Source organism: Micromonospora sp. NPDC092111, assembly GCF_044755745.1.
Classification (GTDB): domain Bacteria; phylum Actinomycetota; class Actinomycetes; order Mycobacteriales; family Micromonosporaceae; genus Micromonospora.
This window is the reverse complement of the sequence record NZ_JBIVRQ010000001.1, coordinates 296951-321749: the sequence shown is the minus strand read 5'-3', so window position 1 is coordinate 321749 and position 24799 is coordinate 296951. Positions and strand designations below refer to the sequence as shown.

20 protein-coding genes are annotated in these 24799 nt (G+C 72.5%); 18 read left to right on the top strand and 2 right to left on the bottom strand.

Annotated elements, in window-relative coordinates; genetic code table 11:
• Positions 1-19 precede the first annotated feature (19 nt).
• The 14 genes from ACIQG9_RS01415 (at position 20) to ACIQG9_RS01350 (ending at position 15830) form a co-directional block, all read left to right on the top strand.
• On the top strand, positions 20-430 hold the full coding sequence (locus ACIQG9_RS01415; RefSeq protein WP_400397116.1) for a VOC family protein: 411 nt from the start codon (positions 20-22) through the stop codon (positions 428-430).
• Between the two features lie 208 nt (positions 431-638).
• On the top strand, positions 639-863 hold the full coding sequence (locus ACIQG9_RS01410; protein WP_400397113.1) for a hypothetical protein: 225 nt from the start codon (positions 639-641) through the stop codon (positions 861-863).
• Positions 864-1132: 269 nt separating this feature from the next.
• Positions 1133-2830 (top strand): ribulokinase, encoded by a 1698-nt coding sequence (gene araB / locus ACIQG9_RS01405; protein WP_400397110.1) that lies wholly within the window; start codon positions 1133-1135, stop codon positions 2828-2830.
• Complete coding sequence (locus ACIQG9_RS01400) at positions 2827-3504, top strand: L-ribulose-5-phosphate 4-epimerase (protein WP_400397108.1); 678 nt, start codon at positions 2827-2829, stop codon at positions 3502-3504. The genes araB and ACIQG9_RS01400 overlap by 4 nt, the downstream gene beginning before the upstream one ends.
• A gap of 157 nt (positions 3505-3661) precedes the next feature.
• Positions 3662-4660, top strand: a complete 999-nt coding sequence (locus ACIQG9_RS01395; RefSeq protein ID WP_400397105.1) for an ABC transporter substrate-binding protein — start codon at positions 3662-3664, stop codon at positions 4658-4660.
• Between the two features lie 64 nt (positions 4661-4724).
• Positions 4725-6269 (top strand): sugar ABC transporter ATP-binding protein, encoded by a 1545-nt coding sequence (locus tag ACIQG9_RS01390; protein WP_400397102.1) that lies wholly within the window; start codon positions 4725-4727, stop codon positions 6267-6269.
• A complete protein-coding gene (locus ACIQG9_RS01385; protein ID WP_400397099.1) occupies positions 6266-7321 on the top strand; it encodes an ABC transporter permease in 1056 nt (351 codons plus the stop codon). Before ACIQG9_RS01390 ends, ACIQG9_RS01385 begins: the two co-directional genes overlap by 4 nt.
• Positions 7318-8310, top strand: coding sequence for a galactofuranose ABC transporter, permease protein YjfF (gene yjfF, locus ACIQG9_RS01380; RefSeq protein ID WP_400397096.1), 993 nt, complete (start codon positions 7318-7320; stop codon positions 8308-8310). Before ACIQG9_RS01385 ends, yjfF begins: the two co-directional genes overlap by 4 nt.
• A 35-nt stretch (positions 8311-8345) precedes the next feature.
• A complete protein-coding gene (gene araA / locus ACIQG9_RS01375; RefSeq protein WP_400397094.1) occupies positions 8346-9851 on the top strand; it encodes an L-arabinose isomerase in 1506 nt (501 codons plus the stop codon).
• 239 nt (positions 9852-10090) lie between these two features.
• The gene (locus tag ACIQG9_RS01370) at positions 10091-11080 is read left to right on the top strand and encodes a LacI family DNA-binding transcriptional regulator (protein WP_400397091.1); all 990 of its coding nucleotides are present in this window, start codon (positions 10091-10093) and stop codon (positions 11078-11080) included.
• A 151-nt stretch (positions 11081-11231) separates the two neighbouring features.
• Positions 11232-13508: an FAD-dependent oxidoreductase gene (locus ACIQG9_RS01365; protein WP_400397089.1), complete on the top strand. Its 2277-nt coding sequence runs from the start codon at positions 11232-11234 to the stop codon at positions 13506-13508.
• Positions 13505-13825, top strand: a complete 321-nt coding sequence (locus ACIQG9_RS01360; RefSeq protein WP_400397086.1) for a putative quinol monooxygenase — start codon at positions 13505-13507, stop codon at positions 13823-13825. The genes ACIQG9_RS01365 and ACIQG9_RS01360 overlap by 4 nt, the downstream gene beginning before the upstream one ends.
• Positions 13822-15048, top strand: coding sequence for a cytochrome P450 (locus tag ACIQG9_RS01355; RefSeq protein WP_400397083.1), 1227 nt, complete (start codon positions 13822-13824; stop codon positions 15046-15048). Before ACIQG9_RS01360 ends, ACIQG9_RS01355 begins: the two co-directional genes overlap by 4 nt.
• A gap of 101 nt (positions 15049-15149) precedes the next feature.
• Positions 15150-15830 (top strand): TcmI family type II polyketide cyclase, encoded by a 681-nt coding sequence (locus ACIQG9_RS01350; protein ID WP_400397080.1) that lies wholly within the window; start codon positions 15150-15152, stop codon positions 15828-15830.
• Positions 15831-15882: 52 nt separating this feature from the next.
• Here the strand turns inward: ACIQG9_RS01350 and ACIQG9_RS01345 are convergent, their stop codons facing one another.
• Together ACIQG9_RS01345 and ACIQG9_RS01340 are read right to left on the bottom strand one after the other, a co-directional pair.
• Positions 15883-18321 carry a M14 family metallopeptidase gene (locus tag ACIQG9_RS01345; protein WP_400397077.1) on the bottom strand — a complete coding sequence of 813 codons (2439 nt, stop codon included), beginning with the start codon at positions 18319-18321 and terminating at the stop codon, positions 15883-15885.
• Positions 18322-18723: 402 nt separating this feature from the next.
• Entirely contained in the window at positions 18724-19956 is a 1233-nt protein-coding gene (locus tag ACIQG9_RS01340) for a PucR family transcriptional regulator (RefSeq protein ID WP_400397074.1), read from the bottom strand.
• Positions 19957-20200: 244 nt separating this feature from the next.
• Between ACIQG9_RS01340 and ACIQG9_RS01335 the strand changes: the two genes are divergently transcribed.
• The 4 genes from ACIQG9_RS01335 (at position 20201) to ACIQG9_RS01320 (ending at position 24468) form a co-directional block, all read left to right on the top strand.
• On the top strand, positions 20201-21118 hold the full coding sequence (locus tag ACIQG9_RS01335) for a dihydrodipicolinate synthase family protein (RefSeq protein WP_400397071.1): 918 nt from the start codon (positions 20201-20203) through the stop codon (positions 21116-21118).
• A gap of 230 nt (positions 21119-21348) precedes the next feature.
• Positions 21349-23352, top strand: a complete 2004-nt coding sequence (locus ACIQG9_RS01330; protein WP_400397068.1) for a M6 family metalloprotease domain-containing protein — start codon at positions 21349-21351, stop codon at positions 23350-23352.
• Between the two features lie 85 nt (positions 23353-23437).
• A complete protein-coding gene (locus tag ACIQG9_RS01325; protein WP_400397065.1) occupies positions 23438-23890 on the top strand; it encodes a hypothetical protein in 453 nt (150 codons plus the stop codon).
• A gap of 5 nt (positions 23891-23895) precedes the next feature.
• Entirely contained in the window at positions 23896-24468 is a 573-nt protein-coding gene (locus ACIQG9_RS01320) for a TlpA family protein disulfide reductase (RefSeq protein ID WP_400398754.1), read from the top strand.
• Positions 24469-24799: the final 331 nt, after the last annotated feature.

Here is a 24799-nt window from a genome sequence, read left to right as displayed (position 1 = left end):
CGCACCTAGCGTGACTGCCATGGACATCACCATTCACACCAGCTTCCTTCCGCACACCGACCCGGACGCCTCGCTGGCCTTCTACCGCGACACCCTCGGCTTCGAGGTCCGCAACGACGTGGGGAAGGGCCGCATGCGCTGGATCACGGTCGGCCCCGCCGGCCAGCCCGACACGTCCATCCTCCTGGCCCCGCCGGCCGCCGACCCCGGCGTCACCGACGACGAGCGCCGCACCATCGCCGAGATGATGGCCAAGGGCACCTACGGCTGGATCATGCTGGCCACCCACGACCTCGACAGCACCTTCGAGAAGTTGCAGGCCAGCGACGCCGAGGTCGTCCAGGAGCCGATCGAGCAGCCGTACGGGATGCGCGACTGCGCCTTCCGCGATCCCGCGGGCAACATGATCCGCATCCAGGAGCTGCGCTAGCTGCGGTGACCCGCAGCGGCTACCGGGTTGTCGCGGGTGCTCCCGGTGGATCCTCGCGCTGGGTCACGCTCACGCGGGTGGCGACCATCCGCGTGAGCGGTATGCCGCTGCGTCATGTTCATGCCGGAGCGGCATACCGACGTCCACCACCGGCTGAACGTCCCACCCGGCGGGTCGCCGGGGTCGCTCGTCTTCGAGGAGGTCTCATTTGAACTGGAACACCTGGCTTCGCCAGGTACACCGCTGGCTGTCCATCGTCTTCACGGTGACCGTGATCATCTGTTTCGTCGCCCTGGGAGTGGGCCTGCCCGCCTGGGTGTTCTACCTGCCGCTGCCCCCACTGGCCCTGCTGCTGTTCACCGGGCTGTACCTGTTCGTGCTGCCGTACACCAGCAGGTGGCGGCGCGGCCGACGCGCCGCCCTCAAGGCGTGACCCGGAGGCGCCCGCCGGTGGGTGACCGGTCGGGGGCCGGTGCGCGCGGGCGGCCCGGTCCGCCGGGCCGCCCGCGCCGGCCGGTCCGCGAATGTGACCGCTCACCCGGGTAGCGCATGGGGGCTCATCGATGGCCTGGTCGGCGTGGTGGTGAAGGAGGCGGGTGCCAAGCCGGCCCGGTCGGGTTTCTGAGGTGTTTCGCGGACGCGTCTTGACGGATTCCATGTGAGCGCTAACACTTGCCCTCAGTGGACGAACGGAGGGACGGTATGGACGCAGCCGCAGGGCTCCGGGACCGGTACGTCGTCGGCGTCGACTTCGGCACCCTGTCCGGCCGGGCGCTGGTGGTCCGGGTCGGCGACGGCGCCGAGGTGGGCACGGCGGTGCACGAGTACCCCCACGGCGTGATGGACGCGGTGCTCGCCGTGGACGGCCGGCCGCTGCCGGCGGACTGGGCCCTGCAGGACCCGGAGGACTACCGCGACGTGCTGCGGCACGCGGTGCCGGCCGCGCTGGCCGCCAGCGGGGTCGACCCGGCACAGGTCGTCGGGATCGGCATCGACTTCACCGCCTGCACCGTGCTGCCCACCCTGGCCGACGGCACCCCGCTGTGCGAACTGCCCGACCTGCGGACCCGCCCGCACGCCTGGGTGAAGCTCTGGAAGCACCACGCCGCCCAGCCGCAGGCGGACCGGATCAACGCGCTGGCCCACTCCCGGGATGAGCCCTGGATCGGCCGGTACGGCGGCAAGGTCTCCGCCGAGTGGCAGTACGCCAAGGCGCTGCAACTGCTGGAGGAGGACCCGGAGGTCTACCACCGGGCCGAGCGGTGGGTCGAGGCCGCCGACTGGATCGTCTGGCAGCTCTGCGGCGTCGAGACGCGCAACGTCTGCACCGCCGGCTACAAGGGACTCCGCCAGGACGGCCGGTACCCCTCCCGGGAGTACCTGGCCGCGCTGAACCCCGACTTCGCCGACCTCGTCGCCAAGATCGACGGTCCGCTGGCGCCGTTGGGCACCCGGGCCGGCGGGTTGACCGCCCCGGCGGCGTCCTGGACCGGCCTGCCCGAAGGCATCGCGGTGGCCGTCGGCAACGTCGACGCCCACGTCACCGCCGCCGCCGCACAGGCCCTCACCCCCGGCCGGCTGGTCGCCATCATGGGCACCTCCACCTGCCACGTGGTCAACGGCACCGAGCGGGCCGAGGTGGCCGGCATGTGCGGGGTGGTCGACGGCGGGATCAGCGCCGGGTCCTGGGGCTACGAGGCGGGCCAGAGCGGCGTCGGCGACATCTTCGGCTGGTACGTCGACCACGCCGCGCCCGCCGGGTACGCCTCGCACCAGGCGCTGACCGAGGCCGCCGCCGCGCAGCCCGTCGGCGCGCACGGCCTGGTGGCGCTGGACTGGTGGAACGGCAACCGGTCGCTGCTGGTCAACCACGACCTCAGCGGGGTGCTGGTCGGGCTCACCCTGGCCACCCGGCCACCGGACGTCTACCGCGCGCTGCTGGAGTCCACCGCGTACGGCACCCGCATGATCATCGAGGCGTTCGCCGCGGCCGGGGTCCCGGTGGACGAGCTGATCGTGGCCGGTGGGCTCACCGGCAACCGGCTGCTGATGCAGATCTACGCCGACGTCACCCAGCGTCCGCTGGGCATCATCGGCTCGGCGCAGGGCCCGGCCCTGGGCTCGGCGATCCACGCGGCGGTCGCCGCCGGCGCGTACCCCGACGTGCCGGCCGCCTCGGCGGCGATGGGCCGGGTCGACCGTGAGGTGTACCGGCCCGACCCGGACCGGGCCCGCGCCTACGACGCGCTGTACGCCGAGTACCGGCGGCTGCACGACCACTTCGGTCGGGGCGGCGACGACGTGCTGCTGCGCCTGCGGTCCATCCGCAACGCCGCCCGGCGGCCGGCCGGCCACCACCCGGCCCACCCGGGCGCCGACCCCCTGGAGGTGCTGGCATGAGCCCCGACCTGGGCGCCGAGGTGGCGCGGCTGCGGGCACGGGTGGCGACCCTGCACGGCGAACTGGTCCGCTACGGGCTGGTGGCCTGGACGGCCGGCAACGTCTCGGCGCGGGTACCGGGCCGGGAGCTGATGGTCATCAAGCCGAGCGGGGTGTCCTACGACGACCTGCGCGCCGACAACATGATCGTCTGCGACCTCGACGGGACCGTGGTCGCCGGTGACCTGTCGCCGTCGAGCGACACCGCCGCGCACGCGTACGTCTACCGGGCGATGCCCGACGTCGGCGGCGTGGTGCACACCCACAGCGGCTACGCCACCGCCTGGGCCGCCCGCGGTGAGCCGATCCCGTGCCACCTCACCGCCCAGGCCGACGAGTTCGGCGGCGAGATTCCGGTCGGTCCGTTCGCGCTCATCGGGGGCGACGACATCGGCAAGGGCATCGTGGCGACCCTCGCCGGGCACCGCTCACCGGCGGTGCTGATGCGCAACCACGGCGTCTTCACCATCGGCCGCGACGCGCGCGCGGCGGTCAAGGCCGCGGTGATGTGCGAGGACGTGGCCCGTACCGCACACCTGACCCGGGCGCTCGGCGCGCCCGTGCCGATGGCCCGCGCGGACATCGACGCGCTCTACGACCGCTACCAGAACGTCTACGGGCAGCCGGGGCCGTAGCCCCCGCCCGTCCCCGCCGCCCGGCCCGTTCCCCGTGGCCCGGCCGATCCACCGCATCCCGTCGCACCACCGGCGGGGTCCGGTCCGTCCGACGTGCGTGACGGCCGGCCTCCCCGCCAGCCACCTCCCCCACCTCACCCCGTCAAGGAGTCTTCAGATGGCGAAGACCGGCACCACCATCACCCGCCGCGGGCTCGGCACGCTCCTCGCCGCCGGCCTGCTCGCCAGCGGGCTGGCCGGCTGCGGCAACAGCGACACCGGGGACGGCGCCGGCAACGGCACGCTCGTCCTCGGCTTCTCGCAGGTCGGCGCGGAGAGCGGCTGGCGGACGGCGAACACCAACTCGATCAAGGAGTCCGCCGCCTCGGCCGGCGTCGAGCTGAAGTTCGACGACGCCCAGCAGAAGCAGGAGAACCAGATCAAGGCGATCCGCAACTTTATCCAGCAGAAGGTGGACGTGATCGCCTTCTCGCCGGTGGTGGAGTCGGGTTGGGACACCGTGCTCAAGGAGGCCAAGGACGCCGGGATCCCGGTCATCCTCACCGACCGCAGCGTCGACTCGGCCGACAAGAGCCTCTACCGGACCTTCATCGGCTCCGACTTCGTCAAGGAGGGCCGGCTCGCCGGCGAGTGGCTGATCGCGCAGCAGAAGGCCGCGACCGGCCCGGTGAACATCGTCGAGTTGCAGGGCACCACCGGATCGGCGCCCGCCAACGACCGCAAGAAGGGCTTCGCCGAGGCGATCGCCACCAACCCCCACCTGAAGGTCGTCGCGTCGCAGAGCGGTGACTTCACCCGGGCCGGCGGCAAGCAGGTGATGGAGCAGTTCCTCAAGGCCAACCCGAAGATCGACGTGCTGTTCGCGCACAACGACGACATGGGGCTGGGCGCGCTGGAGGCGATCACGGCCGCCGGTAAGACGCCCGGCAAGGACATCACCATCATCACCGTCGACGCGGTCAAGGACGGCATGCAGGCGCTGGCCGACGGGAAGTTCAACTTCATCGCCGAGTGCAGCCCGCTGCTCGGCCCCCAGCTCATGGACCTGGCGAAGAAGGTGGCCGCCGGAGAGTCGGTGCCGGCCCGCGTCGAGACCGAGGAGACCACCTTCACCCAGGAACAGGCCAAGGCCGCCCTGCCGAACCGGAAGTACTGACCGCCCGGGGGGCCGTCGCGATCGGCGCGGCGGCCCCGCTTCCGACCACGAAAGGTCTGCTGGGATGGCAGCGCCGCATGCGGTCCTGACGATGACCGCGATCAGCAAGTTCTTCCCCGGAGTCCGCGCCCTCGACGGCGTCGACTTCCGGCTGTTCCCCGGCGAGGTGCACGCCCTGATGGGCGAGAACGGGGCCGGCAAGTCCACCCTGATCAAGGTGCTCACCGGCGTCTACGGCACGGACGCCGGCACCGTCACCCTCGACGGCGTCCCGGTGGCCTTCACCGGGCCGATGCAGGCCACCGCGGCCGGGGTGAGCACCGTCTACCAGGAGGTCAACCTCCTGCCCAACCTGTCGGTGGCGGAGAACATCTTCATCGGTCGGGAACCCCGCCGGCTCGGCGTCGTGAACTGGCGCGAGAGCCGCCGCCGGGCGCAGGCCCTGCTGGCCCGCCTCGACCTGCACATCGACGTCAGCGCCCTGCTGGGCAGCTACTCGCTGGCGGTGCAGCAGATGGTGGCCATCGCCCGCGCGGTGGACGTCCGGGCCCGGGTGCTGATCCTCGACGAGCCGACCTCCAGCCTGGACGCCGACGAGGTGGCCCAGCTCATGCGGATCATGCGCCAGCTCCGCGACGACGGCATCGCGATCCTCTTCGTCACCCACTTCCTCGACCAGGTGTACGGCATCGCCGACCGGATCACCGTGCTGCGCAACGGCCGACTCGTCGGCGAGTACCCCACCGTCGAGCTGCCGCAGATCGCCCTGGTGGAGAAGATGATCGGCAAGGAGCTGGACGCGCTGGAACGCCTCGACGAGGAGGCCGGCGGCGATCGGGGCGCGGTCGCGGCGGGCACCCCGGTGGTGGCCGCCGACGGGCTCGGTCGCACCGGCTCGGTGGTGCCGTTCGACCTCACCATCCACGAAGGTGAGGTCGTCGGCCTGGCCGGGCTGCTCGGGTCCGGACGTACCGAGGTGGCCCGGTTGTTCTTCGGCGCGGACCGGGCCGACCGGGGCCGGCTCACCGTGGACGGCGCGTCGGTGGCGATCCGCAACCCGGTGGCCGCCATCGCCCGGGACATCGCGTTCTGCTCCGAGAACCGCCGCACCGAGGGCCTGGTCGGCGAGCTGTCGGTGCGGGAGAACATCGTCCTGGCCATGCAGGCCGCCCGGGGCTGGCTGCGACCGGTGCCCCGACGCCGGCAGGACGAGCTGGTGCGGCGCTGGATCGAGGCGCTCAGTGTCCGGCCGGCCGACCCGGAGGTGCCGGTGCGCAACCTCTCCGGCGGCAACCAGCAGAAGGTGCTGCTGGCCCGGTGGCTGATCACCGAGCCCCGGCTGCTGATCCTCGACGAGCCGACCCGGGGCATCGACATCGGTGCGAAGACCGAGATCCAGCGCCTGGTGGCGCAGCTCTCCGACGGCGGGATGGCAGTGCTGTTCATCTCCGCCGAGCTGGAGGAGGTGCTGCGGCTCAGCCACCGGGTCGCCGTGATGCGTGACCGGCGCCTGGTCGCCGAGCTGCCCAACGACGACTCCCTGGACGCCGAGCGGGTCATGCGGGTCATCGCCGGCGGCGTCGCGCCGGACGGGCCGGTGGCGGCATGAGCGCCGCGCGGAGCCTGACCGGCCACCGACTGTTCTGGCCGCTGGTCGTGCTGCTGGCGCTGCTGGCGGCCAACGTGGTCTACCGGCCCGGTTTCCTCGCCGTCGAGCTGAAGGACGGCCACCTCTACGGCAGCCTGGTCGACATCGTCCGGCTCAGCGCCCCGCTGATCCTGGTCGCCCTCGGCATGTCCCTGGTGATCGCCACCGGCGGGATCGACCTCTCGGTGGGCTCCGTCGTCGCCGTCAGCGGCGCGGTGGCCTGCCTCTACCTCAGCGAACAACCCGACCAGAACGCGCTGGGCGCGGTGGGCACCGCGTTGGCCCTCGCCTTCGGCGTCGCCCTGCTGCTCGGCGCGTGGAACGGCGTACTGGTCGCCGTCGTCGGCATCCAACCCATCATCGCCACGCTGATCCTGATGGTCGCCGGGCGGGGGCTGGCCCAGCTCGTCACCTCCGGTCAGATCATCACCGTCAACAGCGGGCCCTACCGGACGATCGGGGTCGGGCACCTGCTCACCCTGCCGTTCGCGATCGTCGTCGCGCTCGCGGTGACCCTGGTCGTGGCGTTGCTGACCCGGCGTACCGCGCTCGGCATGATGATCGAGGCGGTCGGCGGCAACGCCGAGGCGAGCCGGCTGGCCGGCGTCCGGTCCCGGCGGATCACCCTGCTGGTGTACGTCGTCAGCGCCGCCTGCGCCGCCGTCGCCGGATTCATGATGACCGCGAACGTCTCCAGCGCCGACGGCAACGCCGCCGGGCTCTGGGTCGAGCTGGACGCCATCCTGGCGGTGGTCATCGGGGGCACCGCGCTGACCGGCGGCCGGTTCCACCTCGGCGGCACCGTCGTCGGTGCGTTGATCATCCAGACCCTGACCACCTCGGTGTACGCCATGAACATCGACCCGCAGACGTCCCTGCTGTTCAAGGCGGTCGTGGTGATCGCGGTCTGCCTCATCCAGGCCCCGGCGTTCCGGGCCCGGTTCCGCCGCCGGCGGGCCGCGCCGCCGGCCCCGACGCCCGCCGGGCAGCAGAAGGAGCAGGTGTCGGCATGACCACGACCTCCCTGGCCACCCGCGCGGGACGCCCCTGGTGGCGGGTGCCGCAACGGCAGGTGCCGGTGCTGGCCACCCTCGTCCTGCTGCTGGTCATGTACGCCGTCGGCGTCTCCCAATATCGCGCCTTCTCCAACGTCCAGGTGGTCTTCAACGTCTTCATCGACAACGGGTTCCTGCTGGTCGTCGCGGTGGGGATGACCTTCGTGATCCTCACCGGCGGCATCGACCTGTCGGTCGGCTCGGTGGTGGCGATGACCGCGATGGTGTCGGCGTCGCTGCTGCGCGACGGCCTGCCGCCGGCCCTGGTGCTGCTGATCGCGCTGCTGATCGGCCCGATCCTCGGCTTCGCGATGGGCTGCGTCATCCACTTCTTCGACATCCAGCCCTTCATCGTCACCCTGGCCGGGATGTTCTTCGCCCGGGGCATGTGCACCTGGATCAGTGCGACCTCGGTCCCGATCACCGACGGCTTCTGGACCTCCGCCGCCCAGCACCGCATCCACCTCGGCGAGAACTTCGTCTCGATCAGCGTCCTGATCGCGCTCGCCGTGGTGGCGGTGGCGGCGGGCGTGCTGGCGTACACCCGGCTGGGCCGCAACGTGTACGCCATCGGCGGCAACCAGCAGTCGGCGCTGCTGATGGGCCTGCCGGTGGGCCGTACGAAGATCACGGTCTACACGATCAGCGGGCTCTGCTCGGCGATCGGCGGCATCCTGCTCTCCTTCTACACCCTCTCCGGGGCCCCGCTGATCGCGGTGGGCATGGAGCTGGACACCATCGCCGCGGTCGTCATCGGCGGCACCCTGCTCACCGGTGGCTCCGGCTACGTGTTGGGCACCGTGCTGGGGGTGCTGGTGCTCGGCGTCATCCAGACGCTGATCACGTTCGACGGCACTCTCAGCTCCTGGTGGACCAAGATCGTCATCGGTGGGCTGCTGTTCGTGTTCATCCTGCTCCAGCGTCTCGTCGGCATCCGCACGAGGTGACCTCCACCAGCACCAGCACACCGGAAGGCAACGCCATGACCAACCCATCCCCGGTCGCCGAGGTCTGGTTCCTCACCGGCAGCCAGGGCCTGTACGGCCCGGAGACCCTGCGTCAGGTGGCCGAGCAGTCCCGGCGGATCGCCGCGCAGCTCGACGCCGACCCGGCCGTGCCGGCCCGGGTGGTCTGGCGGCCGGTGCTCACCTCCAGCTCCGAGATCCTGGCCGTCTGCCGGGACGCGGCCGTGCAGGGCGCGGTCGGGGTGATCGCCTGGATGCACACCTTCTCCCCCGCGAAGATGTGGATCTCCGGGTTGGACGCGCTGCGCACCCCGCTGCTGCACCTGCACACCCAGGCCAACGTGGAGCTGCCCTGGTCCGAGATCGACATGGACTTCATGAACCTCAACCAGGCCGCCCACGGCGACCGGGAGTTCGGGTACGTGCAGACGCGCCTGGGGGTCGCCCGCAAGACGGTCGCCGGGCACGTCAGCGACCCCCGGGTCACCGCCCGGATCGCGGCCTGGGCCCGGGCCGCGGTGGGGCACGCCGCCATGCGGTCGCTGCGGCTGGCCCGCTTCGGCGACAACATGCGCGACGTGGCGGTCACCGAGGGGGACAAGGTCGAGGCGGAGCTGCGCTTCGGCGTCTCGGTGAACACCTACGGGGTCAACGACCTCGTGCAGGCCGTGGACGCCGTCGCCGACGCCCGGATCGACGACCTGGTCAAGGAGTACGACGACAGCTACCGGCTGGTCGCCGGGCTGCGGCCCGGCGGGGAACGCCACTCCTCGCTGCGCTACGCCGCCCGGATCGAGGCGGGCCTGCGGGACTTCCTCGACGCCGGCGGCTTCCGCGCCTTCACCACCAACTTCGAGGACCTGGGCGGCCTGCGGCAGCTACCCGGCCTGGCGGTGCAGCGGCTGATGGCCGACGGCTACGGCTTCGGCGGCGAGGGCGACTGGAAGACCTCCGTGCTGGTCCACACGGTCAAGGAGATGTCCGTCGGCACCACCGGCGGCACCTCGTTCATGGAGGACTACACCTACGACCTCACCCCGGGCCGGGAGTTGGTGCTCGGCGCGCACATGCTGGAGGTCTGCCCCAGCATCGCGGCGGCGACCCCGAGCGTGGAGATCCACCCGCTCGGCATCGGCGGGCGGGAGGACCCGGTGCGGATGGTCTTCGACGCCCGTCCCGGTCCGGCGGTGGTGCTCGGCCTGGCCGACCTGGGGGAGCGGTTCCGGCTGGTGGCCAACGAGATCGACGTGGTCGCCCCGCCGCAGCCGTTGCCGAAGCTGCCGGTGGCCCGGGCGGTGTGGCGACCCCGCCCGGACCTGCCCGCCTCGGCGGAGGCCTGGCTCACCGCGGGCGCACCGCACCACACGGTGCTGTCCCAGGCCGTGGGGGTCGAGGAGCTGCACGACCTGGCCGAGATGGTCGGCACCGAACTGGTCGTCATCGACGCCGGGACGACCCCCCGCCGGCTGGCCCACGAGCTGCGCTGGAACCAGGCCTACTATCGGCTGGCCCGGGGCTTCTGAGCCCGCCGGCCCGGGGGCCGCCGTGCCGCGCGGGGCTGCCGTGCCGCGCCGGGGCTGCCGTGCCGCGCCGGGCCGGGCCGTCGAACCGCGTCGGTCCGGCCGTACGGTCGGCACACCCGGGCGGGACCGGTGCCGCGCCGGCCGGTTCCGCCGCGTGCCGGGGCGCCGCCATCCGGATGACCACGACGGCCACGAGGGGGCTTGCCATGGGCCGGCAGCGGGCCGAACGTGCCGCGGTGATGAGCGACGTCGCGCGGCTCGCCGGGGTCTCGCACCAGACCGTGTCCCGGGTGCTCAACAACCACCCGAGCGTCCGTCCGGAAACCCGCGAACGGGTGCTGCGCGCCGTGCGCCAGCTCAACTACCGGCCCAACGCCCTGGCCCGGGGGCTGGCCGGCCGGCGCTCCCGGGTGCTCGGCGTGGTCAGCTTCGACACCATCCTGTACGGGCCGGCGGCCACCCTGCTGGGCATCGAGCGGGCCGCCCGCGCCGCCGGGTACGGCATCAGCATCGTCACCCTGGAACGGCTGGACCGCGGCGGGATGACGTCCGCCATCGACGCGCTGACCGCGCAGTCGGTGGCCGGCGTGGTGGTGATCGCCCCGATGATGACGGCGGCCCTCGCCGTGCACGGCCTGCCCACCGGCGTGCCCGCGGTGGCCGTCGAGGCCAGCGGGGCGGGCGGCGAACTGCCCAGCATCTCCGTCGACCAGGTGACCGGCGCCCGGCTGGCCGTCCGGCACCTGCTCGACCTCGGGCACGACACGGTGTGGCACCTCGCCGGCCCACGGGACTGGCTGGAGGCCCGCGACCGGGTCGACGGGTGGCGGCAGACCCTGGAGCGGGCGGGCCGCCCGGTCCCCCCGGTCATCGTCGGCGACTGGAGCCCCCGGGCCGGCTACGAGCTGGGCCAGTCGCTGGCCGAGCGGCCCGACGTCACGGCGGTGTTCTGCGCCAACGACCACCAGGCGCTCGGCCTGCTGCGCGCCCTGCACCAGCGCGGCGTGCGGGTCCCCGGGGACGTCAGCGTGGTCGGCTTCGACGACATCCCGGAGGCCGAGTACTTCTCGCCGCCGCTGACCACCGTCCGGCAGGACTTCGACGAGGTGGGCCGCCGCTGCGTGGCCGCCCTGCTGGAGCTGTTCGACGGGGCCGGCGCGGGTGTGCCGGGTCCGCAGGTCGAGCCGGCGCTCGTCGTCCGCGCGAGCAGCGGCGGTCGGCGGGGCTGACCCGTCCCCACGGCGTCAACGGACGGCGATCCGGCGCGGGCCGTCGGTGACGGCGGCGTGACGCGCGCTGCGACAGGGTCGAACGGCGACGTGCCGGGTGCGGTGCCGGCGGTCGGACTCTCGCCACGCGCTGGCCGTCAAGGGAGACTCCATGATCAGGACAATGCTCCGGATACGTGCGCGTCCGGGGTCCGAGGCGGCCGTCCGGTCCGCCTGGCGGCAGGTCGCCGGGCAGATCGGCGCGCTGGCCGGCAACCTCCGGCGGGACCTGTTCCTCGACGCCAACGACCCGCGTACGTTCGTCGTCGCCACCGAGTGGGCCGACGACGACGCGCTGCTCGGCTACGAGAACGGGCCGGTGGCCGCCAGCGTGGCCGCGCTGGTCGGTGCGCACTGCGAGCCGCCCGGGATGGGCAGCCGGCGGGTGATGCGCGACCGCGCGGGCGACCGGTCGACGATCTTCGTGGACGTCGAGGTGACCGTCCCGGTCGCCCGGCTCGCCGAGTTCGAACGCGGGTACGCCGAGGTCACCGCCCGGATGGCCGGGGTGCCGGGGTACCTGCGGGAGGACCTGCTGCGCGAGCCCGACTCCGACGTCTTCCACATCTTCGCCGAGTGGCGCGGAACGGCGGAGTTCCACCGCTGGATCGCCAACCCGGCGCACGCGGTGGAGGAGGCCGGGCCCATCGCGCCGTTCCTTCTCGACTTCCGGCGCCGCCTCTTCCACCTCGCGGCTCACCCCGGGACCGACCGGGAACCCAGGACGGGCAAGGAGATCGACGTGCAGACAACGGACGTACTCATCGTCGGGGCGGGGCCCACCGGGCTGACCGCCGCCGTCGAGCTGGCCCGGCGGGGCATCGGCTGCCAGGTGGTCGAGAAGCGGGCCACCCCGCCCGGCCAGGCCGACAAGGCGATCGGCGTGCACTGCCGCACGATGGAGATCTGGGCGGAGCAGGGCGTCGTGCGGGAGGCGATGGACGCCGGGATCTGGCTCACCGGCAACGTGGTGTTCGTCAACGGCACGCAGACCCACCGGATGAGCTGGGAGCTGCCGGAGTTGCCGTACGCGCACCTCGGTCTGCCCCAGTACGAGACCGAGCGCATCCTCACCGACCGGCTGGCCACCCTCGGCGTACGGCCGCGGCGCGGGGTCGAGCTGACCGGGTTCACCCAGGACGACGACGGCGTGCTCGCCACCCTCGCCCGCGCCGACGGGGGCGAGGAGGCGGTACGGGCCAGGTACCTGATCGGCTGCGACGGCGCGCACAGCCGGGTCCGGGAACTGCTCGGGTTGACGTTCACCGGCGGGCTGGGGCGGTTCCCGCAGCTCTTCATGCTCGTCGACGTCGACGTGGACTGGGACATGCCGGCGGGCCACCTGCTGCGGTTCCTGCACACCACCGACGGGCAGATGGACGGCATGCTGGTCTGCGTCCCGCTGCGCGGCGAGTCCCGCTACCGGATCGCCACGCTGGCGCCGCCCCGGTTCTTCGCCCAGACCGGCGGCCGGGACGCCCCGCCCGGGTTCAGCGAGGAACTCGCCGAGCCGACCCTCGACGACGTCCAGGCCGCGCTGGACCACCTGGCCCCGCCCGGCACCCGCGCGTCGAACCTGCGCTGGTCGTCGGTGTTCCGGATCAGCCACGGGATCGTCGACCGGTACCGCGACCGGCGGGTCTTCGTGGCCGGCGACGCGGCGCACCTGCACCCGCCCGCCGGCGGCCAGGGCATGAACACCGGGATCCAGGACGCCTGGAACCTGGCCTGGAAGGTGGCGCTTGCGGTGCGGGGTGTCGCCGCGCCCGGCCTGCTGGACAGCTACGAGAGCGAGCGGCGCCCGGAGGGCGAGGAGATCGTCGGCCGCGCGGTGCGGATGGCGTTCACCGACGAACTGGACCACGAGGACCTGAAGCGGCAGTTCCTGCAGGAGATGTCCCTGCTGCTCAGCTACTCGGACAGCCCGCTGGTCGGCGAGTGCGTCGCCGATCCCGACGCGCTGCGCGCCGGCCCGCGACCGGGCGACCGCGCCCCGGACGTCGGTGGGCTGCGCCGGCCGGGTGTCGGGCACCCGCTGCGGTTGCGGGACCTGACCCGGGGCACCCGGCACACCCTGCTGGTCTACGCCGACGCCTCGGCCGGTGCGGCGACGGTGGCCGCGGTGGCGGGACTCTGCGCCGACGTCCGCCGGCAGGCGTCCGGCGAGGTCGACGCGTACCTGCTGCTCAGCCCGGACGCGCCCGCGCCACGGCAGCTCGCCCCGCCGGTGGTGCGGGACGCCGCGGGCGAGTTCCGTGCCGGGTACGGGGTCACCGGCAGCGCCCTGTACCTGGTCCGCCCGGACGGGCACGTCGGGTTCCGCAGCCAGCCGGTCGACGCCGACGCGCTGCGCAAGAACCTGCACCTGGTGTTCGGCGGTGCGCGATGACGAAGGTGCGCACCGTGCTGGCGATGCGTACCCGGGAGGGCTGCGAGGACCGGTTCGAGGCGGAGTGGCTCTCGGCGGCGGAGAAGATCCGCAGGCTGGACGGGTGCCTGCGCCAGGACCTGGTCCGCGACGCCGACGACCCGCGCAGCTATCTGATCATCAGCGACTGGGCGGACCGCGAACGGCTGGACGCCTTCGGCCGCAGCGAACACCGTGACCGGCTGCTGCGGGTGGTCCGTGAGCTGCGCGAGTCCGCCCAACGGCACACCTACCAGGTCCTGCACAGCATGCGCAGCGAGCCCGAGGAGTCGCGATGACCGAGCACGCCCTACCCGCGTCCCAGCTCTACACCGACCAGTTCGCCGCCGATCCCTATCCCGCGTTCGCCCGGCTGCGTACGGACGCGCCGGTGTGCCCGGTCAGCTCGCCCCGGTTCGACTCGTACCTGATCACCCGGTTCGACGACGCCCGGGCGGCGTTGACCGATCCCCGGCTGTCCAAGGACCTCTACGGGCCCGGCCGGCACTACCTCCAGATCTTCGGCCCGAACTCGGAGGCGTTGAACAAGAACATGCTCAACTCGGATCCGCCGGAGCACACCAGGCTGCGCCGGATGGTGTCGCAGGCGTTCGCGCCACGCCGGATCGAGGCGCTGCGACCCCGGGTGGCGCAGATCGTCGACGACCTGCTGGACAAGGTCGTCCCGCAGGGTCAGGCCGAGCTGATGCACGACTTCGCGATCCCGCTGCCGATGGTGGTGATCTGCGAGCTGCTCGGGGTTCCGAGGGCCGACCAGGACCAGGTGCTCGACTGGACCCAGGTGATCCGGACGTCCGGGTCGTCCCGGCGCAGCCCGCAGGAGGAACGGGCCGCCGTGGCGCAGGCCCAGGTGCGGCTGCACCACTATCTCGCGGACCTGGTGCGGGCCAAGCGCGCCCGGCCGGCCGACGACATGGTCAGCGCGCTGATCGCCGCCTGCGACCACGACGGCGGGCTGTCCGAACCGGAACTCGTCACCACCACGTTCCTGTTGCTGTTCGCCGGGCACCAGACCACGGCGGACTTCCTCGGCAACGCGACGGCGGCCCTGCTGACCCACCCCGACCAGCTCGACCTGCTGCGCGCCAGGCCGGAGCTGCTGCCCTCGGCGATCGAGGAGCTGCTGCGGTTCGACGGCCCGCTGCCGGTGGCCAGCCCGCGGATCGCCACCGAGGACGTCGAGTACCAGGGCGTCCGGATCCCGTGCGGGTCGATCGTCGGGGTGGTGCTCAACGCGGCGAACCACGACCCGGCGCACTTCGTCGACCCGGACCGGCTGGACCTGCGCCGGGCGCGCGGCCCGCACCTCGGCTTCGGCCACGGCGTGCACTACTGCCTCGGGGTCTCGCTGGCCCGGATGGAGGCGCAGATCGGCCTCGGGGCGTTGCTGCGCCGGCTGCCGGGGCTGCGGCTCGGGGTGCCGGTCGCCGAGCTGCGCCGGCTGCCGGCGGCGTCGCCGTTCCGTGGCCTGCTGGAGCTTCCGGTCCGGTTCGCCGCCTGAGCGGCACCGGCGTTCCCGCCGCCGGCCGGGCACCCGTGGCCGGCCGTCCTTCCCGTCCCGATGCGGGCCCCGCAGATACCCCAGAGAGCTGAGGAGCAGCCATGACCTTCCGGAACGTGATCGTCTGCCGCATGGTGCCGGGCAGTGAGCGCACCGTCGCCGACGTGTTCGGGTACTACGACCGGACCACCCGACCGCAGGACCTCGGCGTGGTCGGGCGGACCCTGCTGTCCTTCCACGACCTCTACATCCACGTGATCGAGCGGGACGCGGACCCGAAGGTGACGGGCCAGACCCGGGGCCTGCCCGCCTTCCAGAAGATCGCCGAGGCGATCGGCCCGTACGTGACGCCCTACCCGAGGTACTGGAAGAACCCGTCCGACTCGGTGGCCAAGGAGTTCTACCACTGGGCGCCGGCGGCGGGGGAGGAGCCGGCGGCCGACCCGGGCAGCCCGAACCGGACCGTCATCGTCGCCCGGATCAAACCGGGTGCCGAGCCCACCGTGGCGCAGATCTTCGGCGAGTCGGACGCCGGCCCACTGCCGGCCCGGATGGGGGTCACCGGACGGTGGCTGTACTCGATCGACGACGTCTACCTGCACGTGCTGGAGCGCACCGACGAGTCGTTCGCCGGTGCGGTGGAGGAGGGCCACGACCAGCCGGCGTTCGCCAAGATCATGAACGATCTCAGCCCGTACATCAGCGCGTACGACCCGGAGACCTGGGAAAGCCCGCTGGACGCGGTGGCCAAGGAGTTCTACCGCTGGCGGGCCGAGGACTGAACGGCCGGGGGCCCGTCGGCGGATGCCGACGGGCCCCCGGTGTGGTGCGGCCTCAGCCGGTGGGCAGCACCGCAAAGCCCCGGTTGAAGGTCTTGTTGGTGTCGTCCGGCTGGTAGTTCCGCTCGATGTTGCCGGCCGTGTCCACCGAGAACCAGTGGATCTTGGTGCCCACCGGGATGGTCAGCGTCTCCGCCCCCTCCCGGATGCCCGCCGAGGCGTACAGGGTGGAGGCGAAGGTCGGCCGGCCACCGTCGAGGGTGTAGAACACCGCCGCCGGCTCGCTGACGTCGAACCGGACGCTCACCATGCCCTCGGTCGTGCTCGGCTCGACCGACAGGGTGCTCGTCGGCCGCTTCTTGTCCTTGTCGAAGTCCCGGGCCACCCGCATCAGCTCCACCAGGCCGTTGCTGAACTCCATGGTCTCCTGGTGCGCCTCGTCCCAGGTGGGCTGGAAGCTGGTGCCGACCTCGAAGTTCCAGGCGTAGATGCCGTACTTGTACCAGAGCAGGTCACCGGAGTTGCCGGCCGCCGAGTACAGCACGTCGGAGATCGGGCCGGTCCGGGCCGGGGTGACGGCCATGTTGCGGTGCCGCTTGATGGCGGTGAGGATCCGCGACGACGCGCCCCAGAAGTACGCCTCCTGGGCCAGCGACGGCCGCGGCGCGGAGATGCGCCCGGGGGTGGCGTAGGCGCCCGGCGACCACATGAAGTAGTTGCCGGAGGAGTGCAGGTTCATCGAGAACTTGATGTTGCCCCGCTGGGCCAGCCAGTCGACGTTCTTGTTCTCCGGCTCGGACAGCTCACTCGGCCCGGCGTAGGTGTCGCTGGTGCAGCTCGCCGACGCCCCCGAGTACCCGTCGAACAGGCTGTACTCGCTGTAGTTGCGGTTGTTGTCCACGCCCCACGAGTTGCGGGCCAGCGCGTCGGTGGCACCCCCCGGCGCACAGTGGTTGGTCATGTTGCGGCGCTGCGAGGCGTAGTCGTAGAACGAGTAGTGCCCGCCGTCCGGGTTGATCGACGGCACGATCCAGATGTCCAGGGTGCGCAGGAGCTGCTTGGTGTTCTCGTCGGTGGCGTGGTTGCGCAGCAGCCGCTCGGCGGTCTCGATGGTCACCAGCGGCGGGACCCACTCCCGGGCGTGCTCCTGGGCGTAGGCGAGCACCCCGGTGCGGGAACCGTCCCGGTACTTGCCGATCCGGATGGCGTACACCGGGTGCGGGTCGCGGGAGACGCCGGCCGGAGCCTTGAGGTTGTCCGTCAGCGGGGTCGACGCGACCGGCGCGACCACGCCGGCACCGGCGTCACCCCGGTAGGTGTACGCCTTGACCAGCGTGCCCGCCTCGGCGGTCAATGCCGCGGCGACCTGGGCGGCGGTGCTGGTGACCGCGCCGGCGGCGTCGGTGGCCAGGCCGACCCGGATGGCCTTGCCGGTCACCGCGACCGACAGCGGCTGACCGGGGGCACCCGGGTTGGCCAGCTCGACGGAGATGTCGTTGCCACCCTCGTGTCCCCAGGCGAGCGAGTCGACCGCGACCCGGTTGCCGTTGGCGGTGCCGAGCACCACCTGGGCCTTGCGGCGGTAGCCGTTGGTCTTGTACGGCAGCTCGACCACCTCGGCGAGCTGCGGGTACTCGGCGGCGAGCCGCTTGATCCGGTCGTACAGGTCGGTCGGGGTGAGGTAGCTGGTGACGAAGTCCTTCTGGTAGCCGGGGCCCTCCGGGTCGTCGGCCGGGATCGGCAGCCACTCCTTGACCTCGGCGACCGCGACGTCACCGCTCGGGCTGGTGATCTGGATCCGCTGCGGCCGGGCGGTGACGGCGGAGGCCCCCCGGTGGTACAGGTAGACGCCCGCGTCGACGAACCGGGAGATGGTCTGGGTGCCGCCGGAGCCGATCTCGGTGCCGGGGCCGCTGTCCCGGGCCACCGTGAGGGTGCTGGTGGAGGTCTGCCCCTCGGCCCACTTCGCCTCGACCGACAGCACCTGGTTGGTGCCGGAGGTGTAGTAGTCGGCCCGGATGATCTTCACGTCGGAGGTGGTGGTGCTGCGCTCCAGCGTCGCGGTGAACGCCCGGTTCTCGGCCTGGTGCGCGGCGATGGTCGCCGCCCGCTCGGCGACCCGGTCGGCGGAGTCCGCCGAGTCGTGCACGACGGCGCCGATCCGGAAGCCCATCCGCTTGAGCGCGGCGACCTCGGTGGGGGTGACCACGGCGTGCACCACGATGCCCTGCTCGGTGTGGGTGACGTCGTGGTCCAGGTCGACGCCGGTGGCGACCAGTTCGTCCAGCCGGGCGGTGCCGTCGACCACCACCTCCACGACGTCGGCCTGCTCGTCGGCGGACCGTTCGAGGACGGCGGGCGCCGCGCCCGACTCCTCGGTGGGCGGGGCGGCGGTGACGGCGGTCGCCGGGCCGGCGAGCAGAATCAGGGCGATGCCCGCGGCGGTCGCGGCGGGTAACCGCCGCCACCTGCGGGGGAGTGTGGAACGGGACATCTCGGGCCACCTTTCCTGACGGGGGCGGGTCGGGCCGGCGGCGCGCGGAAGCGCGCGCCGTCGACCGGCGTGCAGATATGGGTACGGGTCACCGACAGCCGTTCAGACGGGGACGTCCGATCGCGACATTGGCCTGCCGGGCGACGGGGACACTGGGTGTCTCCCCGTACGCGGGCGGTGAACCGGCGCCGATCCGGTCCGGTGACGAGGCGAAAGCCGTGGGTGAGGGTGAGGGTCGGTCGGGGGGCGTTGCCGATCGGTTGGCCCATCCTGGCGGCACCCGCTCGGATCTGTCAATGATCTGTCCGGCCGACCGTCCACCTGTCACATCGGCCCGGTCCCGGCGTGGTCAGCCGGGCGGTACCCCGCGCCGGCCGCTCCGCCGAGCGGGCCGGGCGGCCGTCACGGCGGGGTCCGGTAGTGGCCGGTGAGCCGACCCAACTTCATGGCCAGGTGCAGGCACAACCGCTCGTTGCCGTCCTTGAGGTCGGTGCCGGCGAGCTGCTCCACCCGTTGCAGCCGGTAGTAGAGGGTGGTCCGGTGCAGCCGCAGCTTCTCGGCGGTGGCGTGCGCGTTCCCGGCCAGGTCGAGGTACGCCTCCAGGGTCTCCAGCAGCACCTGGTACGCGTCGTCGTGCAGGAGCCGTTCCAGCCCGGGGTGCACCCCGGCGACGTCGAGGTGCCGGCTGTCCAACTGGGACAGCACCCGGTAGATGCCCAGGCCGGCCCAGGAGACCACCCGACCGAGCGCGGGTAGCTGCACCCCGACCCGGGCCGCCTGCACGGCCTCCTGGTATGACTGCACCGCGTCGGCCAGCTCCGGGCGGGACTGGCCGATCCCGGTCACCGCCCGGTCCACCGAGGACAGCCCCCGGGTGGCGTTGCACAGCGCCTCGTCCAGGTGCCGGGCGGCGGTCTCCGGTGAGGGACGCCCCGCGATCCGGCCGCCGCAGATCAGCAACACACCGTGGTCGTGCCACACCATGTGCAGCGACTCCCGGACGCCGATCCACCGGCGGGTCGCCACCAGCGCCTGCTCCAGCGCGATCCGGGCCACCCCGTCGGGATGCTGCCCGGTGGCGGGGACGAGCTGGGCCACCACCGCGGTGGTGGCCCCGTCACCGGCGACGGTGCCCTCCTCCAGCAGGGCCCGCGCCGCGTGGTCGCGCGCCTCGCGGCTCTCCACGAGCAGCGTCCGGGTGGCCTCGGCCTCCCGCTGCGAGGCCAGCTCACCGAGCAGGTTCTCCCGGTAGAGCGCCAACGACAGATCGGTGAAGGCGCTGGTCGCGGTGGCGATGTCGGCGTCGGTCATCGCCCCGTCGGCGTCGATGAACCAGACGAACCCGAGCAGCAGGTCGTCGTGCCAGATCGGTACGCAGACCCGGGGCAGCAGGTCGAGGTCGGCGTCCGCCGGAGTACGCACCGGCTCACGCGCGGTGAGCACGCCCATCCGGCGGAACCAGGCGATCACCTCCGGGGTGGTCTGCCGGCGCAGGATGGACATCCGCCGGACGTCGTCCATCGGGCCGTCGTGCTCGCTGTAGACGACGACCCGTTGGCGCCGGTCCTCGATGAGGGCGGGGCGTCCCACCCGAGCGGCGACGGCGTCGACTATTCGCTGAAGCTCACCGTGCATGGATCTCCCCTGGTTGCGCCGCTCGACAGGGGGCGCGCGACCGCCAGTCCTTACCCTGTGGGGCCGGTGGGCCTCCGCGCAAGGTCCACCGGCGATCTCCCGACAAAAGGACGGCCCCCACCGCAACTGTTCCGGCAATTGTTTGAAGACCGGTGGCGATCGACGATCGTAGGGTCCGGTACGGCAGTGCGCCGGTAGTCGTACCGTGGGCGCGGGGCCGGTGGCGCTGAGGAAGGACCGCCGAGTGACACCTGGTAGGCCCTGGCGGGGTGTGCTGGTCGCCCTCACCACGCCGTTCCGCGACGATCTCTCGGTCGACCTCGACCGGTTGCAGGAACACGTCCGGTGGCTCGCCGCGGCGGGCTGTCACGGCGTGGCCCCGTGTGGGTCGGTGGGGGAGTACCGGGCGCTGTCCGACGACGAACGGGCCGACGTGGTGCGGGCGACGGTGCAGGCCGCGCCGCCCGGCTGCGCGGTGCTGCCCGGGGTCGGCGGCTACGGCAGCCGGCAGTCCCGCCGCTGGGCGGAGCAGGCCGCCGCGGCCGGGGCCGACGGGGTACTCGCGCTGCCACCCGACGACTACGCCGCCCGGGACGCCGACGTGGTGGCCCACTACCGGGAGGTGGCCGCCGTCGGCCTGCCGGTGGTCGCGCACAACGACCCGTTCGGCACCCGGGTGGACCTCACCCCGGACCTGCTCGCCACGATCGCCGAGATCGACGGGATCGTCGCGGTCAAGGAGTTCTCCGGGGACGTCCGGCGGCTGCACCGGATCAGGGACCTCTGCCCGCACGTCGACGTGCTGGCCGGTGCGGACGACGTGCTGCTGGAACTCGTGCTGAGCGGCGCCACCGGCTGGGTCGCCGGGCTGTCCAACGCGCTGCCGCGCCAGGCGCTGCGGCTGTACGACCTGTGTGCCGCCCGCGACCTGGGCCGGGCGCTGTCGCTCTACGCCGAGCTGCACCCGGTCTTCGGCTGGCACTCCCGGCCCGAGTCGGTGCAGGCCATCAAGCTCGCGATGGACTGCGCCGGGCGGTTCGGCGGGCGGTGCCGTCCGCCGCGCGGGCCGCTGTCCGGGCCCGCCGCGGCGCAGGTCCGCCGGGACATGGTGCGGGCCTTGGCGGCCACCGTCGACCCGTCCGTGGACGGCTCCCTCGGCTGACCTGCGCTCGTCCGCGCCCGGGGGCGGTCCTTCAGGTGTCGGAAGCCGCCGGTTCACCTGCCGACATCTGCACGGTGACCGGCCCCGGCCCGCCCTCCTAGATTCGCTGCGCGGCCTGGTAACAGGTGTTTCATCCAGCCAACCCCCGGACACCTGGCGCCGCGTCCCTCCCGACGAGAGGTGATTTTGTGCACCGTGCTACCCGTAACCGATCAAGACTGAGGCGTTCCGTGCTGGCCGCGGTCGTGGCGACCACGCTCGTGGTGACCGGCGCGGCGCAAGCCGCGGCGGCCCCGGCCAACCCGGCCGGCGGCACCGCGCCCTTCCAGGTGCTCGACCCGCAGGCCTGGCAGAACCCGGACACGATGACCTGGAACGATTTCAAGGCTGTGCCCGGCAAGAACTGGGCCGACCCGAGCGTGCGCGGTGCGATCCGCAACTTCAAGATCGCCCTGGTCGCGCTCGACTACCCGGACCAGACGTTCGCGGTTTCCCAGCGGGCGCGTTCGACGGTCTTCGGCAACCCCCAGTCGGTCGCGGCCAACATCCCGCGCGCCGACGTGCCGAAGTTCTACCAGGACTTCCTCAACACCCCGAACACCCTGAACAAGGGGCACACCCTGCACGAGTACTGGATGCAGGACTCCAACGGGCGGTACGGCGTCGACCTCGCCGGGTTCGGGCCGTACCAGATGCCGTCGAAGTCCCACCAGTACGGGCTGGACAACAGCTTCAACCCCGGGGCCTGCCCGAGCGGGGACGTCTGCAACAAGAACATCCGCACCGACGGGCTGGGCGCCTGGCGGGCGGCGGTCGGTGACGAGGTCGCCAACCAGTACGAGCTGGTCTTCATCCTCAGCGCCGGCCAGGACGAGTCGTCGACCTGGCAGGAGTTCGGGCAGATGATCTTCCAGAACAAGGAGGACGTGCCGGACGCCTGGGGCCCGCCGGACCCCAACCTGCCGAACTGGGCGAAGACCCGGTACGTGGAGTGGACGTCGTGGAAGGCGGCGGCGACGCTCTGGCCGAACGCCGGTGGTGGCTCGTCCACCCAGGGTGAGAGCTCCGGGATGGGCGTCTACGCCCACGAGCTGACCCACCTGCTGGGCATCGGCGACAACTACAACAACCCGTACGGCGAGCCGCTGCGCCGGGCGTACACCGGTATCTGGAGCATGATGTCGCGCGGGTCGTTCAACGGCCCGGGCGGACCGCACACCCGCTGGCAGATCCCGCCGACCAACGGCGGCTCGATGGGCTCGCTGCACACCGTGCGGGACAAGCTCAAGATCGGCCTGCTCGGCGAGGAGCACGTGCTGCGGCTGTCCCGGGAGTCGCTGGCCTCCTCGGGCCTGGTCGTCGCCCAGGTGACCGCCCGCGCGGTCGACGCCGGCCCGAAGGGTCTGACCGGCGTGAACATCGCGCTGAACAAGGACCTGTCGCCGGCCTGCACGGTCAGCGCCGACCCGTTGTGCGACGGTGGGAGCTTCAACAACTACACCGTCGAGGTCGTCGACCGGATGGGCGCGGACTCGTTCACCCCGGACAGCGGCGTGCTGGTGAGCAAGACGAAGAACGCCGACAGCGCGCCGTTCCAGTGGGTGGTGGACGCCAACCCGCAGGACATCGACATGATCGACTTCTACCGGCCGGACGGCAGCCCGCAGAAGATCACCATGGGTGACTACCGGCAGCTCTCGGACGCGCTGTTCCACGCCGGCGCGGACACCGGCAGCCAGTACGAGTACGTCGACGAGGCCAACCGGCTGCACTTCTACATCATCGACCTCAAGCGGGACTCCGCCGGGTCGCTGTCGTACACCGTGGCGGTGCGGTCGCTGGACGGCACCGGCGGGCCGAGCAGCCACGGCGTGGCGCTGGCCAAGGGTGAGGTGACCAGCACCGGTAAGCCGACGAACCGGGGCGTGACCTGCTCGTTCGAGCTGACCAACACCGGTGCCTACTCGGCCGGCGGCCAGCAGCACCCGGAGAACGCCACCGCGTACCTGAAGTCCGACGTGTACCGCCTCTCGGCGGAGGTGGCCGGCAAGGGCTGGCGGACCTGGCTGCCCAACCAGCTCGCCACCGCACAGTTCGGGAAGTCCACCACGGTCCGGGTGTCGGTGGGTGCCACCGCCGCCGCCGCGGACACCGGCTTCGTGAAGCTCACCGCGACCTCGGAGAGCGACCCGACGAAGACGGTGACCAAGCAGTGCCGGGTGGAGAAGTCCTGACCGGTACCCGGGGTTGACCGTTCCTTCCGGGTCCGTGGCGGCGGGTGTCGCCACGGACCCGGAAGGCCGGCGAGAGGAGGACGACGTGCGGCTACCCACGAGTACCCGGTACGGCACCGGGGCGCTGCTGACCCTGCTGCTGGCCGGTGCGACCGGGTGCGGCGCCACCGGCGCCGCGCAGGAGGCGGTCTCCCCGACGACCGTCCGGGTGCTGGTCCGCGACATCAACATCCGGGCCGAGGGCGTGGACTGCGCCGGCACCGGACCGTACCTGTACTTCCACCACCGGGCGCCGTTCCGGGTGCTCGACCCGGACGGCGCGGCGCTGGCCACCGGGACGCTGCCGGCGGGTACCGCGGTGGCCGCCTTCGCCGAGGACCTGGAGGTCGACCGGGTGCCGACCTACTGCGAGTTCGCCGTCCCGGTCCAGGTGCCGCAGCGCGCCGGGTACCGGCTGGAGGTGGCCGGTCGGCCGGCGCTCGACCTGACCCCGGACAGCAGCGAGGGCCCGGCCCTGGTGGCGGTGGTGCCCTCGTGAGACGGATGCTCGCGCCGCTGCTGCTGGTGGTGGCGTTGCTGGCCGGCTGCACCACGGCACCGGCCGGGCCGCCCGCACCGGCGCTCGCCGGGGGCGCCTCGGCGCTGCCCGGACCGGTCCCCGCCGACCTGGCGTTGCGCCCGGCGCCCGGCGCGGCCCCGGGGGCCCCGGCGTTCACCGGGACGCTCACCGACGGGACCCCGCTCGCCGCCGCCGACCTGTGGACGGACCGTCCGGTCGTGTTCACCTTCTTCAGTTCCTGGTGTACGACCTGCGTCGCCCGGCAGGACGCGCTGAGCGATCTCGCCCGCCGCTACCGGGACCGGGTGGTCTTCGTCGGGGTGGCCGGCGCGGACCAGGCCGACGAGCTACAGGACTACCTGCGCGCCCATCGGGTGGAGTACCCCGTGGTCGTCGACGAGCAGCAGACGATCTGGCGGTCGTACGCGGTGCGGGAGCCACCGGCCGTCGTGGTGGTCGCCAAGGGCGGCGCGCTGCTGCGCGGTTGGCCGGGCGGCCTGGACGCCGCCGCGCTGGACCAGCGGCTCGGGGAACTGGTGTTGGCCGGCCCCGCGTAGCCCCGCCCGGCGGCCCGGCCCGAAACGACCGGCGGGCCCGGCCGAGGCCCGCCGTTGCCGGCACCTCGGCCCAAAGTCGACCCGTCGGTGGGGTCGGGACCGGGCCGGGGTGCCCACGCGCGCCCGGTCCCGGCTCCGGTCGGCGTCGACATCCGGCCTGGTGGCGGGCGGTTGGTCGGCGGCGGGAGGCCGGCGCGGGCAGCCGTCGGAGCATTCGTTCCAGCCGGCGGGAACTTTTGTTCGTACGAACAAAAGTTTCTCCGTTTGAGGTCTATCTTTCACCGTCAGCCAGCGTTAGTGTCCGGTTCACGGACGTAACACGGTTGACATC